The organism is Microcoleus sp. PH2017_08_TRC_O_A, from assembly GCF_020738665.1.
In the GTDB taxonomy this organism is placed as follows: domain Bacteria; phylum Cyanobacteriota; class Cyanobacteriia; order Cyanobacteriales; family Microcoleaceae; genus Microcoleus.
This window is the reverse complement of record NZ_JAEQCE010000019.1, coordinates 41466-57307: the sequence shown is the minus strand read 5'-3', so window position 1 is coordinate 57307 and position 15842 is coordinate 41466. Positions and strand designations below refer to the sequence as shown.

Annotated in this window: 16 protein-coding genes; 7 read left to right on the top strand and 9 right to left on the bottom strand. The window is 46.8% G+C overall.

The features are described from left to right. The first annotated feature begins 60 nt into the window (after positions 1-60). Positions 61-807 (top strand): transposase, encoded by a 747-nt coding sequence (locus JGK22_RS08210; protein ID WP_325314809.1) that lies wholly within the window; start codon positions 61-63, stop codon positions 805-807. Between the two features lie 42 nt (positions 808-849). Here JGK22_RS08210 and JGK22_RS08205 read toward each other — a convergent pair whose 3' ends face one another. Beyond that, on the bottom strand, positions 850-1581 hold the full coding sequence (locus tag JGK22_RS08205) for a DUF4058 family protein (protein ID WP_293312665.1): 732 nt from the start codon (positions 1579-1581) through the stop codon (positions 850-852). 72 nt (positions 1582-1653) lie between these two features. Between JGK22_RS08205 and bchM the strand changes: the two genes are divergently transcribed. Both bchM and JGK22_RS08195 read left to right on the top strand, forming a co-directional pair. After that, positions 1654-2340 (top strand): magnesium protoporphyrin IX methyltransferase, encoded by a 687-nt coding sequence (gene bchM, locus JGK22_RS08200; protein WP_293312663.1) that lies wholly within the window; start codon positions 1654-1656, stop codon positions 2338-2340. 253 nt (positions 2341-2593) lie between these two features. Next, positions 2594-2986, top strand: coding sequence for a DUF423 domain-containing protein (locus tag JGK22_RS08195; RefSeq protein ID WP_293190086.1), 393 nt, complete (start codon positions 2594-2596; stop codon positions 2984-2986). 102 nt (positions 2987-3088) lie between these two features. On the opposite strand, the gene JGK22_RS08190 is transcribed toward JGK22_RS08195, so the two are convergent. Both JGK22_RS08190 and JGK22_RS08185 read right to left on the bottom strand, forming a co-directional pair. Continuing rightward, a complete protein-coding gene (locus JGK22_RS08190) occupies positions 3089-4183 on the bottom strand; it encodes a hypothetical protein (RefSeq protein WP_293176772.1) in 1095 nt (364 codons plus the stop codon). A 483-nt stretch (positions 4184-4666) separates the two neighbouring features. Next, a complete protein-coding gene (locus JGK22_RS08185; RefSeq protein ID WP_293176774.1) occupies positions 4667-4828 on the bottom strand; it encodes a hypothetical protein in 162 nt (53 codons plus the stop codon). Between the two features lie 611 nt (positions 4829-5439). Here JGK22_RS08185 and JGK22_RS08180 point away from each other — a divergent pair. After that, positions 5440-6873, top strand: a complete 1434-nt coding sequence (locus tag JGK22_RS08180) for a phosphoglucomutase/phosphomannomutase family protein (RefSeq protein WP_293176776.1) — start codon at positions 5440-5442, stop codon at positions 6871-6873. Between the two features lie 288 nt (positions 6874-7161). Here the strand turns inward: JGK22_RS08180 and JGK22_RS08175 are convergent, their stop codons facing one another. Beyond that, a complete protein-coding gene (locus JGK22_RS08175; protein ID WP_293176780.1) occupies positions 7162-7632 on the bottom strand; it encodes a hypothetical protein in 471 nt (156 codons plus the stop codon). 180 nt (positions 7633-7812) lie between these two features. Here JGK22_RS08175 and JGK22_RS08170 point away from each other — a divergent pair, with 180 nt between their 5' ends. The 3 genes from JGK22_RS08170 (at position 7813) to JGK22_RS08160 (ending at position 8639) form a co-directional block, all read left to right on the top strand. Further along, a complete protein-coding gene (locus JGK22_RS08170) occupies positions 7813-8025 on the top strand; it encodes a helix-turn-helix transcriptional regulator (RefSeq protein WP_193974409.1) in 213 nt (70 codons plus the stop codon). A gap of 59 nt (positions 8026-8084) precedes the next feature. After that, a complete protein-coding gene (locus tag JGK22_RS08165) occupies positions 8085-8303 on the top strand; it encodes a helix-turn-helix transcriptional regulator (protein ID WP_293135490.1) in 219 nt (72 codons plus the stop codon). A gap of 141 nt (positions 8304-8444) precedes the next feature. After that, positions 8445-8639: a hypothetical protein gene (locus JGK22_RS08160; protein ID WP_293190080.1), complete on the top strand. Its 195-nt coding sequence runs from the start codon at positions 8445-8447 to the stop codon at positions 8637-8639. A 79-nt stretch (positions 8640-8718) separates the two neighbouring features. Here JGK22_RS08160 and JGK22_RS08155 read toward each other — a convergent pair whose 3' ends face one another. From JGK22_RS08155 to psaA, 5 genes are all read right to left on the bottom strand, one after another. Next, a complete protein-coding gene (locus JGK22_RS08155) occupies positions 8719-9642 on the bottom strand; it encodes a nuclease A inhibitor family protein (RefSeq protein WP_293202922.1) in 924 nt (307 codons plus the stop codon). Positions 9643-9699: 57 nt separating this feature from the next. After that, positions 9700-9906 (bottom strand): hypothetical protein, encoded by a 207-nt coding sequence (locus JGK22_RS08150; protein WP_293176789.1) that lies wholly within the window; start codon positions 9904-9906, stop codon positions 9700-9702. A 400-nt stretch (positions 9907-10306) separates the two neighbouring features. Then, positions 10307-10813, bottom strand: a complete 507-nt coding sequence (locus JGK22_RS08145) for a hypothetical protein (protein WP_293176791.1) — start codon at positions 10811-10813, stop codon at positions 10307-10309. Between the two features lie 128 nt (positions 10814-10941). Next, positions 10942-13170 (bottom strand): photosystem I core protein PsaB, encoded by a 2229-nt coding sequence (gene psaB / locus JGK22_RS08140; protein WP_293176793.1) that lies wholly within the window; start codon positions 13168-13170, stop codon positions 10942-10944. A 108-nt stretch (positions 13171-13278) separates the two neighbouring features. Beyond that, entirely contained in the window at positions 13279-15573 is a 2295-nt protein-coding gene (psaA, locus tag JGK22_RS08135; protein WP_293176795.1) for a photosystem I core protein PsaA, read from the bottom strand. Positions 15574-15842: the final 269 nt, after the last annotated feature.

The window sequence follows — 15842 nt, the reverse complement described above, 5'->3', positions numbered from 1 at the left end:
ATTCTTTATTAAGCTTTGTTAAATACAGAAGGCGGTTGAAACCGCTACCGACTTATCCCCATGTCTAAAGCCAGGGGCTTGCGTCTCGCTCTTTGGTCAGTCAGCGTCCAGGTCAATACTGACGGTAAAAAAGTTTTAGGTATCGATCATGGTATCGATAATTGGTTAACCTGTGTCAGCAATGCGAACACAAGCTTTATTGTTGACGGAAAACATTTGAAGTCTCTAAATCAGTGGTATAACAAGCGAGTAGCTGCATTGATGGGTGGAAAGCCTAATGGCTTTTGGTCGCATCAATTAGCACGATTAACTGAAAAGCGCAATCGTCAAATGCGTGATGCGGTAAATAAAGCGGCCAAAACAGTTATCAATCACTGCCGAGAAAACCAAATTGGTACTGTTGTTTTTGGCTGGAATAAGGGTCAAAAAAATGGCGTAAATATGGGAGTAAAAATTAATCAGAAATTCGTACAAATTCCTACTGGTAGATTGAAAACTAGAATCTCTCAGCTCTGCGAAAAGTATGGAATTCGATTTACAGAAACAGAGGAAAGCTACACATCAAAAGCTTCATTCGTTGACAATGACTTCCTGCCTACAATCGGTGCAAAACCCGATGGGTGGAAAGAGTCGGGTAGACGAATTAAGCGTGGATTGTATCGAACTGGTTTACAAAACTGGTGTATTAACGCCGACTGCAATGGTGCAGCCAACATTATGCGAAAAGTAGCGACAATGCTAGGTTTTGACCTTAGCGGAGTTGGTAGAGGTGTCTTGACAGCGCCATTAAGGATTGCCATTTGGTAGTGTCTTAAGAATCCCCGTGCGTTCACGCCGGGGAGTGTCAAACTAAGCGCTGCTAACAGAAATTCGGTGTTCTCGGCAAGTTCGATCGTAAATATTATTTAATTCCACAGCCAAGCAAATCCCACCCCGCAGCCATAGCGGTACAACTGGAAGCGTGGAACCCACAGCTAAATTTTCCTGCCAAATATCTAGGCATTGGTTGCCGTCTCGCTCGATCGGGCGATAAGCTGTAGCATAGAGATCGGCGTCGAAGGGCGAAGCAATTCCTCCCACTAGACGGGCTAACAATTCATTGTGAAGATTTGCCTTCCTAACCGTCACAACATCAACTATTACCAACCCAATTCCCTCTCGCAAATACGTCTCGCACTTTGACACAAAAGCACAGCGATGACTAGAACGATCTTTGTTGGCAGGACTTACTAATTCAATTGCACCTGCTAAAACCGGGCCACCTTCTGTGTTAAAAATATTAACTTGCACAGCTTCTGCCACAGGTAAAAAAGGCACGCTTTGTGCTGGGGGCGACATCCAATTGTTTGGTAAATCTATTGGCAAATTAATTACCGTCTCTGGACAATCAAAGTCCGGTAGAGGTTCCTCAAAAGCTGCTACATCAATTTCAATTTCAAACTGCACGTTGGGTTCTGCAAAATAACCTTCGGGTAATTTGGCATTCAAGTCAGATGCAATATAAGTCGCCCAAGCATTGTGAAAGGCGTGCCAGTGACGGCGCGCTGACAGCGGCGGGCGGAAATGATCTTGTAGCACCATATTTTTTTAAGTTAGGGCTAATTAAAATTATAATGTCTAATCGTTGGCAATAACTCAGCAGCAGGCGGAAAGATGAATTTGGTAAATGACAAGGATATTGTCAAACAGTATTTTAACTCGACGGGCTTCGATCGCTGGCAGCGAATTTACGGCGACGGCAAAGTGAACAAAGTGCAGCTAGACATTCGCACCGGGCATCAGCAAACGGTGGATACAGTGCTCGGTTGGCTGCAAGCTGACGGCAATTTGCGCGGGCTTAGTGTCTGCGATGCTGGCTGTGGTGTTGGATCTCTGAGCATTCCTCTGGCTGAGGCTGGGGCAATTGTTTGTGCTAGCGATATCTCTGACAAGATGGTAGCAGAGGCTTATGAGCGATCGACAGCCGTTCCCGGCAAGATGTACAACATCTCTTTCGCCGCCCAGGATTTGGAAGCTTTAACCGGCAAATTTCACACGGTTATTTGTTTGGACGTGCTGATCCACTATCCTCAAAGTAAGGCTGCGGAAATGATCGCTCACCTAAGTTCGATCGCCCAATCGCGACTAATTCTCAGTTTTGCCCCCAAAACCTTAGCACTTACCGCGCTCAAAAAATTTGGCGAACTTTTCCCCGGCCCGAGCAAAACTACCCGCGCTTACCAGCACCGCGAAGCTGATATTATCAAAATCCTAGAAAGCAACGGTTTTGTTGTTAAAAGAACAGCCATGAATAGCACTAGCTTTTACTATTCGCGCTTGCTGGAAGCTGTACGCAAATAAACTAGAAATATCTGCAAAAAGCTGATTTATCATAAATAGGGTGTGCAGTACGTAGTTGCGCTTGGGCGCTCTTTCATGAAAGAGCGCCCAAGCGCAACTACGTACCTAGAGGAGCGATCCATATTCTGGGATTCATTGATAGGGAAACCGCAGATAAACGCAGATGATTTAAATATAGTTTGTGAATGAATCCAACTCAAGTATATTTATGTTCACCAATTACCAATTACCAATTGCCCATTAAAAAAATATTATGTCAACGCTAATCCTAACGCGCATTTTCATAGCAGCCGCAGCCGTATTCGGAGGTTTGTCGGTTGCGGGCGGGGCTTTTGCCTCCCACGCTTTGAAAAATCAATTGACCGATCGAGCTTTAGGCATTTTTGAGACCGGCGCCCGCTATCAAATGTACCACGCCCTGGCTTTATTACTCGTCGCTTTATTATTAAGCCGCGCCCCAGAGTCTGAAACCTTTTTTGCAGTGGCTGGATGGGCTTTTATTGTCGGCACAATCGTCTTTTCAGGCAGTTTGTACGCGCTGAGTTTGACTGACATCAAATGGCTGGGTGCAATTACCCCCTTGGGAGGAGTTGCTTACATTGTAGGTTGGGGATGTTTGGCAGTTGCTGCTTGGAGTTTTAAATAGAGATTGGCAATTACCAATGCCAAATCCCTCCGCGAGAACTCCGCTTTTCGACCCCATGCCCTATGCCCTATGCCCTATGCCCTATGCCCTATGCCCAATTCCCTAATTGTCAAAGACATCGCTGGAAAACATATCTGTCACAGTCCGCAAGTAAGGTAAAAATACCATAACATCGGCAGCCGGGAGGCGATCGGATATTTCCCAAAACAAAATTAGCAGCATATCCTGCACTAATTCCCAACTTACATGAAGTCTCGGGTACAGCATCACGCAGATTGGAAACAATTCTTGCTGTACCGGGCGAATGCTTTCTTCCAAAACGCACCAGCACAAATAACTTTGAAAAATCTCGACATCCCGAATGCCAGAAATTTTGACCTGCGGATCGGTCAAATAACCGCTGCTGCTGCGGTATCCTGGATGCTGGGAACTAGCCCGAGCGTACACTGCACTAGCAATCTGAGTTGTCTGCTGCAACAAATGCTGAACGGCTAAGAGAGCTTTTGAATTCGGGGTATGATCCGCCGCAGCCTCGTTAATCTCTCCGTGGGGAATGTGCAGATAGTCATCTATAACTTTTAAGTAGGGTGCAAATTCCGATCGCTCTGACTCCGAAAGGCATCCTAACAAGATTTTGCTAGTGTATTGAAACTCCAACGTCACAAATCCCAGCACTAACGGATCTGTGTCTGAGTATTTCCGTCTTACTTGGACAATATCTTTTCCCACCAGCACTGACAAGCGGAAAACAGGTTCCCTATCGCCGTAAGCGTCTATTGCTTTCCGATATAAGCTGCGAGTGTCGGCGACAATTTCTTCTTGATTAATTAAGCTAGGATCGATCGCGTGTCGCTCTATTTGTTCCCCTAAAACAGTCTCTACTTTATTCCAAGCTATCTGGCTGGCAACTTTCAGAGTATCTGTCAATTTGTCAACTATTTTGGCTCGATTGCCATCAAAATTGCTTAAATCTCGGCTCTCGGAGATTTGCTGATGTGTTTGGTTTTCTCGTCCCGCTACTGTACTGTAATATTTTTTTGCCCAGCTAACTGCCAAGGAAGAAATGCTAACTCCTTTAGCCCCTGGGATCTTGTGAATGTCCGATTCCGTAATAGCCTGTGACGCAAAACTGTCGTCCTGTTGCAGTTCGTCGCCCACCGATAAAAACTTTGAAGATAGTTGTGAAATACCAGCCATGAGAAACCTCGTTGTTTTATAAAGCCGTACCCGATCGATTCCCCTAATTTTTAAAGTTACTAAATATAATCTTCTGCATTTATACCCTGACAGTCATCCGCCATTGTGCTTAAAACTATGAGCCATTTGGCTGCACTGCATCCATCCTATATAACTTGCACGTTAATAACGCTATTTATTGTGCGCTCGATCACAGTCACTATGCGATCGTAACCGATTTTTTTTCTTTACCTGTAAAGACGGCAAAAATAAATTCAATTTGTTTTAAAAGCTCAGAATTAAACTCTAGTCTGCCTTGAAAAAACTGCTCTTTGAGATATTTTATCTTTGTTTTGTCGCTTATGTCGATCGCCCTACGTTCTCAAAGAATCTAGGCTACATCACGATCGAGCGGTGACTTTGATTGATTTATTTTTTTATGTGAAGCCCAAAAAATTTGTCTGACATTCGTTAGGAAACCCTAACACATTCAACGAGCGGCATTTATAAATAAATTATTAAATTTGAGATAACAATCAGATTTATTTGATTTTCGTTAATGCCATTGTCAGCGCGGTTTCTTGCGCTCAGTTTTTTTAGATTCCCGATCGCCCAACCACCATTCAAAACCGGAATCTCGATCGACTCACCAGATCGCTCCTGCATTATACGAAATCTGGCTGCTGCGAGTCGTCTGCCGGAGGTGGTAGCCCGTCCCTACAAGGATAGGATTAGGTTTAAGGGCCCCACGGGCGATCGATCGTTACAAACAGGATAGCCAGTGCATCTTTAAGGCTATGCCTTCGGGTAGGATTAGTAGGACGAGAGGAAGTGGATAAAGTCAGGAACTCAGGTCTAAAGACACGCTCGCTTGGTCGCGAGCAAGTCTCGAAGCCAGCTATTCTGACCAGCCTAAGTCTTAACTGACTACGTTATTTAGGTCACGACACCCTGTGGATGCGAAGCTAGTCCCCTGCTCTGTCGTTTGCAATTAAACAGTTCTAAAGTCACTGGAACAGTGTTGCAAGCCCAACAAGCCCTGATAACATTGGCGAAGCTAACATTACCCCGTAAGGGAGACCCAACAAAGGCAACCATTATGCGTACAGGATTGTGAAGCTTGAAATGGTAATTGTCCCATTGAAAGTACATTACAAAAGTACACCTAGTCAAACAATCCCAAGGCGGTAATGGAAAAATTCAAGGCGGTTTCAACCGCCTGGTCGTTTTCCTCTCAGGTCTAAAGACTCTGAGTTTCCCACTTACCGAGCTTTTTTATGAGCGCCAGCAATTCAACAGAAGAAATCAAGTTCGGAACCGATGGGTGGCGGGGACTGATTGCCCATGACTTTACTTTTGCCAACGTGCGAAAAGTCACCCGGGCGATCGCCAGCTACCTCGAAACCGCTTACACCAAAGACCGTCCAGTGCTAGTATCCTACGATACCCGCTTTTTGGCAGACGAGTTCGCCCGCACATCGGCGGAAGTCTTGGCAGATTTGGGATGGACGGTGATGGTAGTCGATCGAGATTGTCCGACACCAGTTATCGCCTACAGCGCCAAGCATCTCAACTCCGCAGGAGCCCTGATGTTCACGGCTTCGCACAATCCCGCACCTTACTGCGGCATCAAATACATCCCCGACTACGCAGGGCCGGCAACCCCGGAAATTACGGATACCATTGTGGCAAATATTACTGGTGCTTCTGATGCCCCAGCCATAGGCAGCCACAACGATAAAATCTCCACTTTTGACCCGAAACCTGAATATCTGAAGTTTCTTTATACTTTGATTGATGTGGAGCGGATTCGCTCTGCTAAGTTGAAGGTGAAGTACGACGCTCTTTATTCGACTTCTCGCGGCTATCTCGACGGTGTTTTGGAACACTGCGGCTGCGATGTGGAAAGTTTTCACACCTACCGCGACGTGCTGTTTGGGGGCGGAATGCCTGAACCCAAGGGCGAACAGTTAGTCGAGTTGGTGGAAGCTGTTAAGAAGGATTCAGCCGATTTAGGTTTGGCTACGGATGGCGATAGCGATCGCTTTGGTATTGTTGATGAGTTGGGTAATGTCTTGACTCCGAATACCGTGTTGTTGCTGTTGGCGCGTCACTTGGTTAAGAATAAAGGCTTGACTGGGGCGATCGTCCGTACCGTCGCAACTACCCACTTGCTAGATAACATGGCCGCCAAATACGGTTTAACAATCTACGAAACCGCAGTCGGCTTTAAATACATCGGCGAAAAAATGCGGGAAACAGCCGTGCTCATCGGTGGCGAAGAGTCTGGCGGTTTGAGCGTTTTGGGTCACATCCCCGAAAAAGACGGGATTTTGGCTGATATGCTAGTTGCTGAGGCGATCGCCTACGAAGGCAAACCGCTATCTCAGCTAGTAGAAGAAGCCATCAAAGAAGCCGACGGCCCCCTGTACAACAAACGCTTGGACTTACACCTAGAAGAAGCGCACAAAGCAGCCGTTTTGGACTCTTTTACCAAGAATCCACCCACGGAAATAGCGGGTATTGGCGTTAAGGAAATCGGCCGCAAAGACGGGATTAAACTGTATCTTGAAGACGGCGGTTGGGTATTGCTGCGGCCTTCGGGAACGGAACCTTTGATGCGCGTTTACATGGAAACCAACTCTGTGGAAAAAGAAACCAAAGTTGCCGAGTACATGGAAAAGGTAATTGCCAAGTTAGAACCTGCTTAAGTTTCTATTTATCCTAATGCGGGGTTTTTCTCCTAAGCTTTGAGATTGTAGGGTGCGCGCCGCGCACCTTACGTATTTTTGATAGATCTTGCCAAGCTTATGAACATTATATATCTGGTATTACTTCGTTTCCAATTACTTAAATTATCTGCGTCGCATCTGTGTTTATCCGTCTGACATCTGCGGTTTCTGTACCAATCAAAGACTTATGCAATCGGTATATTAATCATCAATACTTGTCCGCCACCATTGACAAACAAATCAAAATTATCAGTATTCGATCGCACTTTAAAATCTTTCCATCAAATCTTTTTCTTGGGAATAAACATCTCGTAGCTGTTGCAGCCCTGAAGCAGAAATCACCGATTTAAGTTTAGCTACCAACATTCCCCACTCCAGCAAGCTGTCAACTGACACAGCCTCTTTGAACTTGTGCGTATAGAATTTAGTCCAAAATCCCGGTGCTAGCTTGCTTTTCCAGCGTTTGTACCATCTGCCAAAATCTTGAGGGGAAGGCGGATTGACTCGTAAGATTGGGGGAAAATCGGCGTAGCTGACAAACCGGCTGATGCCTTTGGCGTGGACATACACCATGTAGCGGCAGCATTCGATCCGGTAAATGTCGTCTGTTGAGATGTTGAACAGCAGTGCTACTGTGTCTTCTGTGACGAATCTCGCCAGCGGATGCAGGATTGGAGATTTGTGAATTATCTTGGATTCTGCGATCGTCCGCGATTTTGCCGGAGTTTCTGATATCATGGCTAGTATACCTCTGGATATGGTTAGTAGACTTCTGGATATGGCAAATGCGCTTTTGATAGAAAGAAATAATCTGTCTAGATTGAGTTTTTAAGACGATCGCCCTTTAGTTTTCGAGGCCGGGGGGCGATCGCTCTTTACATATACAATTATACGACGCAATTGCATCAACTGTCAAGCATGGGTTTAGTCAGGCTAAAAATTCGGGAACTAGCTGCTGAGAAGGGCTGGACGCTTAAGGAAGTATCCGATCGCTCTGGGGTAATTTATAGCACTGTCAGAAGCTATGCTCGTCGTCCTGAAATGGCAATGGTTGACTTTACTTGCCTGCGGAGGTTAGCTCGAACTTTTGATGTGATGATTGAGGATTTGGTCGAGGTTTTGGAGGAATAGGGCGGCTTTTTAGATATCTAACTATTAAACGACAGCAGATTGTCATCTGTCAAGTAAGTATGAGCAAAGGCTTAGTGAGGTTGCGGATTAGGGAGTTTGCGGCCCAAAACGGCTGGACACTTAAGGAAGTTTCCGATCGATCGGGCGTTGGTTACAGTACCATTAGGAACTACGCCCAATGTCAAGGCATGACAACCGTGAACTTTGCCTACCTGCACAGGTTGGCTCGGACTTTTGATGTGATGATTGAGGATTTGGTGGAGATTTTGGAGGAGTAGGTCGATCGACCTTTCTACCTTTCCACTATAAACCTCACGCTGCGTCTTGTCAAGACGCGCTTAAACGTTTTGCAACGCAGCTAGAAACTCAGCTTAAAGGTGCTAAGATTTAGTCAAAGTTGTTAATCTCCCGTTAGTTTTGTGACTAGAGCCAGTACCGCGATCGGAGTCAGCCCCATCATCAAGGATATAGTGCAGAAAAAGGCGCTAGCAACCCGACTAACGCTGAAGGAAATTATATATGTCGGGATGCTGGCGATCGACGAGTTGGACGAAAAGCGCCTGCAAGAGTTGGCGGACAAGGTGCATCAAATGCAGGTAAATGGAGAGATTTGAGGGGTTGAGGGCGATCGGGCTTTTGGTGAAAAGAGGGGAATGCGATTCAGTCCGCTCCTACAGAATAGTTGTGCCGCTGTCAAGGATTGTAGTCCATTAAGCTCAAATATTTCAAGCCAATCCAATCACCGCGTGCGGTACAGCCAAACTTGTATCCGCATCCTACATCCCAGAAGCAAAACATATATTGTTTTTGGTCTTGCAGGTATTCATGCACTAACTGATTAGTAGGTTCCTCCTCAGAAAAGTCAAGATAATTTATATTGAAATAGTAAATGTCATCATCCAAAAACTTGCCTACCTTCAGAGCTTTTTCAATTGCTGTAGCTTCCTCAGAAGCTGCTGTACAAAAAATCTGATGATGGTGGCTGTATTCGTTGTAGTAACCAGTTACTTGAATAGGTTTAAATTTGGCAATAATTTTGCAAATTTTATCATGTAAATCTTGTGTTACCAAGCTTGGTGAGTCACAGGAAGTTAGTGATGCGAAAGCTGGATGATATGATAACTCGTATCGATTCCAAACTTGATCCGGAACGGTAGGAGCAAGACAAATCCAGTCCGAATCTGGAGTTTGACCAACAATTATATAAATCTTAAATTGGCCCGACCCCCGACGATAGTTGAGGCTACTTTGAATACTCCTCAAACTGTAAACTTTAAGATTCTGCAAACTATTTTTTAAGAAGTATGCTAAAGCATTGTAATACTGGAAATGCTGTGATTGTAAATATGGATTCCAGGATTTATCTTTACGTTTTCGTCGAGGTGGTGCGTATTCATAGCCAGGATATTCCTTGGGGTCAATGGGCAATCCACGTCGCTCGATCCCTTTCCACGCTGTAATCGCTCGATCTAAGTCTGCAAGCTGAACAAAGCCTTCTGAGACTAAAAGATTCCAGGCATTTAGGCTTCCTCTACGCTCTGTATCCCACCAAAATGGGTTCAAACTTTTCGCATAGTTTTTGAACTTGTTGATTAGTTCCTCTGTCTCAGGGTGCATATGACTATGTGAACTACCTAAATCCTCATGTTAAAGATAGAGAATGCGATCGTACTTTTATTCCTGCTTGACAGACTCAGCCAACCGCTTCGCATTCTCCCGCCGATAAACATTAATCGGACTGTTGCGAATATCAGCTTCAACCATTGCAATTAGTTCATCTAGTGTTTGAGTCCAAGCTTCCAGCATTCGGTTGCTGTCCCGAAGCATAGCAACAGTTTGCTTAACTTTCTCTGGATCGGGGAGTTTGGGTGTTTCACTCATGGCAGGTTAAAATCTCTTTTCGCTTCCTGGATAGTGGCTTCGATCGCATCGGCGTCAGCTTCTGCTTGCTCAATAGTTTGACCTACTGAATTCGGCGTAGCAGAAGAAAATTATCTAAAGATTTGCCATATCTGCTGTGTTGACAACCAAATTACAGCGATCGCTCCCAAGTATAATGTCACAATATCAAAACCTAAAAGGGTTTCCAATTCTTTCAAAGTAATGGCTCGGTATATCAAGCTACAACTTGATATAATCGCTGTTGTAGCCAAAGCTAAATTCATAAAGTCTGCCAACTTGAAAACAATAGGTCTACGGCGAACATATAACGAACTGATACCTAAAACTATGGTCACAAATGTTAAACAAGCCCAGCTAGAGACTAAAATTTGGTTCTGACTCATTTAACATCCCTACTATCTTCTGTCCTATCGGACGATCGAGAATTTCTCCCGTACCACAATCCAAGGGCAGCACCAGCTACAGCACCGGGTACAGCACCAGGTATTCCAACCACCATATTTCCGATTAAAGCACCGCCTGATGCCCCAACAATCATCTGATTTCCAATGGTCTGAATAAGTTTTTGTCTGTTCTCCGTTTTATCATCTGAAATAGTCCCTAATTCTTGACAAATCGCTTTCATTTCGGCTGCAAATTCTGCATCTTCATACATTGCCACTTGTAAATACACAGCAACTTGCTGCAAATCAGATTTTGAACCATGTTCAGCAGCAAATATAGCACTTCCTGCTTTTGGGTTTTCTTTTAACTTATCGGTAATCCTTTGACGCAACCGACTTATTGTAAGGTTTTGGCTTTCGGTGAGTTCACCCACAGCAACTTTAGGATCAGAGGGGAAAGCCCATAAGACGAGGTTAATGACGATTAAATTCAATGATTCCATAAAAATTTTATAACTTTTAACACAATTTTGTCTGCTTCTATTGTACAAAATTCCACAATAAAATTCAAAAAATCCCCCGCCCGAAGGCAGGGGATTTAATTTAATTACCTAGAAACCAGAGTTCAGAGTTATCCGAATTTCCCGGCCGTCGAGGCAATTACAAAGGCTGCGTAAGTGAAGACGTTGCCCACAGTAAAGTGAACTAAGCCAACCAAACGACCTTGGACGATCGACAAAGCAACAGGCTTGTCTTTCCAGCGAACCAAGTTGGCCAAAGGAGTGCGCTCGTGAGCCCAAACCAAGGTTTCGATCAACTCTTGCCAGTAACCTCTCCAAGAGATCAGGAACATGAAACCAGTTGCCCAAACTAGGTGTCCGAATAAGAATATCCAGGCCCAGACAGACAGGTTGTTAGTACCATACGGGTTGTAACCGTTGATCAACTGAGAAGAATACAGCCAGAGGTAATCGCGGAACCAGCCCATCAGGTAGGTAGAAGACTCATTGAACTGAGCCACATTACCTTGCCAGATGCCTAGGTGCTTCCAGTGCCAGTAGAACGTTACCCAAGCTAGGGTGTTCAACATCCAGAAGACAGACAGGTACATCGCATCCCAAGCAGAGACATCGCAGGTACCGCCACGGCCGGGGCCGTCGCAAGGGAAAGCATAACCGAAGTCTTTTTTGTCCGGCATCAGCTTAGAACCGCGTGCATCCAGAGCGCCCTTGACCAAAATCAAGGTGGTGGTGTGCAAGCCAAGTGCGATCGCATGGTGAACCAAGAAATCGCCAGGTCCGATCGCCAAGAACAGAGAATTTGTACTACTGTTGATTCCTTCCAACCAGCCTGGGAGCCATACGTTGCCGTAGTTTGGCCAAGCAGTCGCCGCAATGCTGTCTGGGTTAGAAAGTAGCACGTCCATGCCGTACAGAGCCTTCCCGTGAGCAGCTTGGATGAACTGTGCGAACACTGGTTCAATCAAGATTTGCTTTTCAGGAGTTCCGAAAGCGACTACAACGTCGTTGTGAACATACAAGCCGAGAGTGTGGAAGCCCAAGAACAGCGACACCCAGCTCAAGTGAGAGATAATCGCTTCTTTGTGCTGCAACACGCGATCGAGCACGTTGCCTTTATTAGCTTCAGGATCGTAGTCCCGCACCAAGAAGATAGCTCCGTGGGCGAAAGCACCGACCATGATGAAACCAGCAATGTACTGGTGGTGCGTGTACAACGCAGCCATTGTCGTATGATCCTGCGCTATGAAAGCGTAAGGAGGCATCGCGTACATATGCTGAGCGACCAAGGAGGTGATTACACCTAAAGCAGCGAGGTGAAATGCCAGTTGGAAGTGCAGCGAGTTGTTGTAGGTTTCGTAAAGGCCTTGGTGAGGCAGGTTGAACTGACCTTCACTCTTACCGCCTACCAAACCAGCTTTTGAATCCAACATCTCTTTGATGCTGTGACCGATACCGAAGTTAGTCCGGTACATATGACCGGCAACGATAAACAGAACTGCGATCGCCAAATGGTGATGAGCAATGTCTGTGAGCCACAGGGATTCTGTTTGAGGGTGGAAGCCGCCCAAGAAAGTCAGAATTGCAGTTCCAGCGCCTTCGGCAGTACCGAATACGTGGCTTGCTGCATCTGGGTTCTCGGCGTATACGCCCCAATTACCAGTGAAGAACGGAGCCAAACCAGCCGGGTGAGGAGGGGTAGACAAGAAGTTTTCCCAACCTACGTGCTGTCCGCGAGATTCGGGGATAGCAACGTGAACCATGTGACCAGTCCAGGCCAAAGAGCTGACACCGAACAAACCAGCCAAGTGGTGGTTGAGGCGAGATTCAGCATTCTTGAACCAAGACAAGCTCGGGCGGTACTTCGGCTGGAGGTGCAACCAACCTGCGAACAGCATGACAGAAGCCAACAGTAGCAAGAAGATAGCTCCTTGATACAAGTCGCCATTTGTCCGAACCCCTTGGGTGTACCACCAGTGGTAAACACCAGAGTAGGAGATGTCCACTGGGTTAGAAGCGCCCGCTTGAGTGAAAGCTTCTACTGCTGGAGCACCGAATTGAGGGTCCCAAATCGCGTGAGCGATCGGGCGGACGTTTAGAGGGTCTTTAATCCACTGTTCAAAGTTACCTTGCCATGCTACGTGGAACAGGCTGCCCGAAGTCCACAAGAAAATGATTGCTAGGTGGCCGAAGTGAGAAGCAAAAATCTTTTGGTAAAGATTTTCTTCGGTCATGCCATCGTGGCTTTCAAAGTCGTGCGCTGTGGCAATCCCGTACCAGATCCGCCGTGTGGTCGGGTCTTGGGCAAGGTCTTGGCTAAATTTTGGAAATTTCGTTGCCATAAGCCTTGATTAATCCTGAATCCTGAACGTTGAAGAGGTTCGGTTCCGAGGTTTGGATTCTGGGTTTGAGATTGCTCCCAAATCCTGAATCCAAAACCTAAAGGTAGTTTACCCTACCGAGATGATTCGCGCTAGGAAAAATGCCCACGTAGTGACAATTCCTCCTAGGAGGTAGTGAGCTACGCCCACAGCCCGACCTTGAGTAATGCTCAGAGCGCGAGGCTGAATGGAAGGAGCTACCTTGAGCTTGTTGTGAGCCCAAACAATGGACTCAATCAGTTCTTGCCAGTAGCCGCGGCCGCTGAACAGGAACATCAAGCTGAAGGCGAACACGAAGTGTCCAGCTAGGAACATCAGACCGTAGGCCGACAGTGCCGAACCGTAGGACTGAATTACTTGAGAAGCTTGCGCCCACAAGAAGTCCCGCAGCCAGCCGTTAATCGTGATCGCACTTTGTGCGAAGTTGCCGCCGGTGATGTGAGAAATTGTGCCGTCTGGCGATACTGTTCCCCACACGTCCGACTGCATTTTCCAGCTAAAGTGGAAAATCACGATCGAGATGCAGTTGTACATCCAGAACAAGCCGAGGAACACGTGATCCCAACCAGAAACTTGGCAGGTACCGCCACGGCCTGGGCCGTCGCAAGGGAACCGGAAGCCTAAGCTGCCTTTGTCAGGAACCAAGCGAGAACTGCGTGCGAACAACACGCCTTTCAAAAGAATCAGAACTGTAACGTGAATGGTGAAAGCGTGGATGTGGTGGATCATGAAATCCGCCGTACCCAACTCGATCGGCATCATCGCTATTTTGCCACCGACTGCTACTGCACCGCCGCCAAAAGCGTGGCTGACGATTTCCATAGCATTAGGCGCTGTGTTACCTGGTGCCAAAGCGTGGATATTTTGTACCCATTGGGCAAATATCGGACGCAATTGGATACCGGTATCTGAGAACAAATCTTGAGGACGACCGAAAGCTCGCATTGTATCGTTGTGAACGTACAAACCGAAGCTGTGGAAGCCTAAGAATATGCAAACCCAGTTAAGGTGAGAGATGATTGCATCTCTATGGCGGAGTACGCGGTCGAGCAAGTTATTAACGTGCTGAGCCGGATTGTAATCCCGCACCATGAAAATTGCTGCGTGAGCTGCTGCTCCAACAATCAGGAATCCGCCAATCCACATGTGGTGGGTGAACAGGGATAGCTGAGTTGGGTAGTCAGTCGCGATGTACGGATACGGAGGCATCGCGTACATATGGTGAGCCACGAGGATGCTGATAGAGCCCATCCAGGCCAAGTTCCACGACAGTTGGGCGTGCCAAGACTGCGTGAAGATTTCGTACATCCCCTTGTGGCCTTCGCCAGTGAAGGGGCCTTTGTGAGCTTCCAAAACTTCTTTGAAGCTGTGGCCAATGCCCCAGTTAGTACGGTAGAAGTGTCCGGCGATGATGAACAACACTGCCAACGCTAAGTGATGGTGTGCTGTATCGCTCAGCCACAAACCGCCTGTGGTGGGGTTCAGACCACCTTTGAAAGTCAGGAAGTCGCTGTAGGCGCCCCAGTTGAGGGTGAAGAAGGGCGTTAAACCTTGAGCAAAGCTGGGGTAGATGTCAGCCATCAAGGCTGAGTTGAAAAGCCACTCGTGTGGCAGTGGGATATCGGCAACTGTTTTAATCAGTTTGCCACCTACTGTCAACGGTGAGCCTGCATCGATCGCGTCCATGCAAGCGTTGATCGGCAGAGCAACGTGAATTTGTTGTCCTGCAAAGCCCAAGCATCCGCAGCCTAGCAAACCTGCCAAGTGGTGGTTCATCATCGATTCTACGTTCTGAAACCATTCCAGTTTCGGAGCGCGGACGTGATAGTGGAACCAACCGGCAAATAGCATCAGGGCTGCCATTACCAAGGCGCCGATCGCAGTGCAATATAGCTGGTATGAGTTAGTGATGCCGTTGGCGCGCCACAGTTGGAACAAACCAGAGGTGATCTGAATCCCGTGAAAGCCGCCGCCTACATCTGCATTTAAAATTTCTTGACCAAAAATCGGCCAAACCACTTGAGCGCTGGGCTTGATGGCTGTAGGATCTGTCAGCCAAGCTTCGTAGTTGGAGAATTTAGCGCCGTGGAAATATGCGCCGCTCAACCATACGAAAATTACTGCCAAGTGGCCGAAGTGAGCGCTAAAGATTTTGCGCGAAACGTCTTCTAAATCACTTGTATGACTGTCGAAGTCGTGAGCGTTAGCGTGGAGGTTCCAAATCCAAGTGGTGGTTTTTGGCCCCTTAGCTAGAGTGCGATCGAAATGACCTGGTTTTGACCACTTCTCGAAGGAAGTTGGAACCGGATCTTTATCGACTACTACTCTAACTTTTACCTCTCGCTCTGGAGGACTAATGGTCATGAAGACTCTCCTCTCGATAAGACAAGGAACGAGAACTGAATACTGTATCTGACACTCCCCACGCTTAATTAGGCGGGGGATTCTCGGTTCCCCGAAACAGCTTGCACTTCGCTCTTTCCAGAGTTACACGCAGGTCGATCGTCTCCCCAAGCATTTTGCTTCTTTGTAAAGAAGCCAGTTCCCCAGTGTCGCTAACAATGTCCCTGGGTACTGCCAACTCTTCTCGCCAGAGCTGCCGATCGCCTCCTGGATTTAGGTTTGATGCGGCT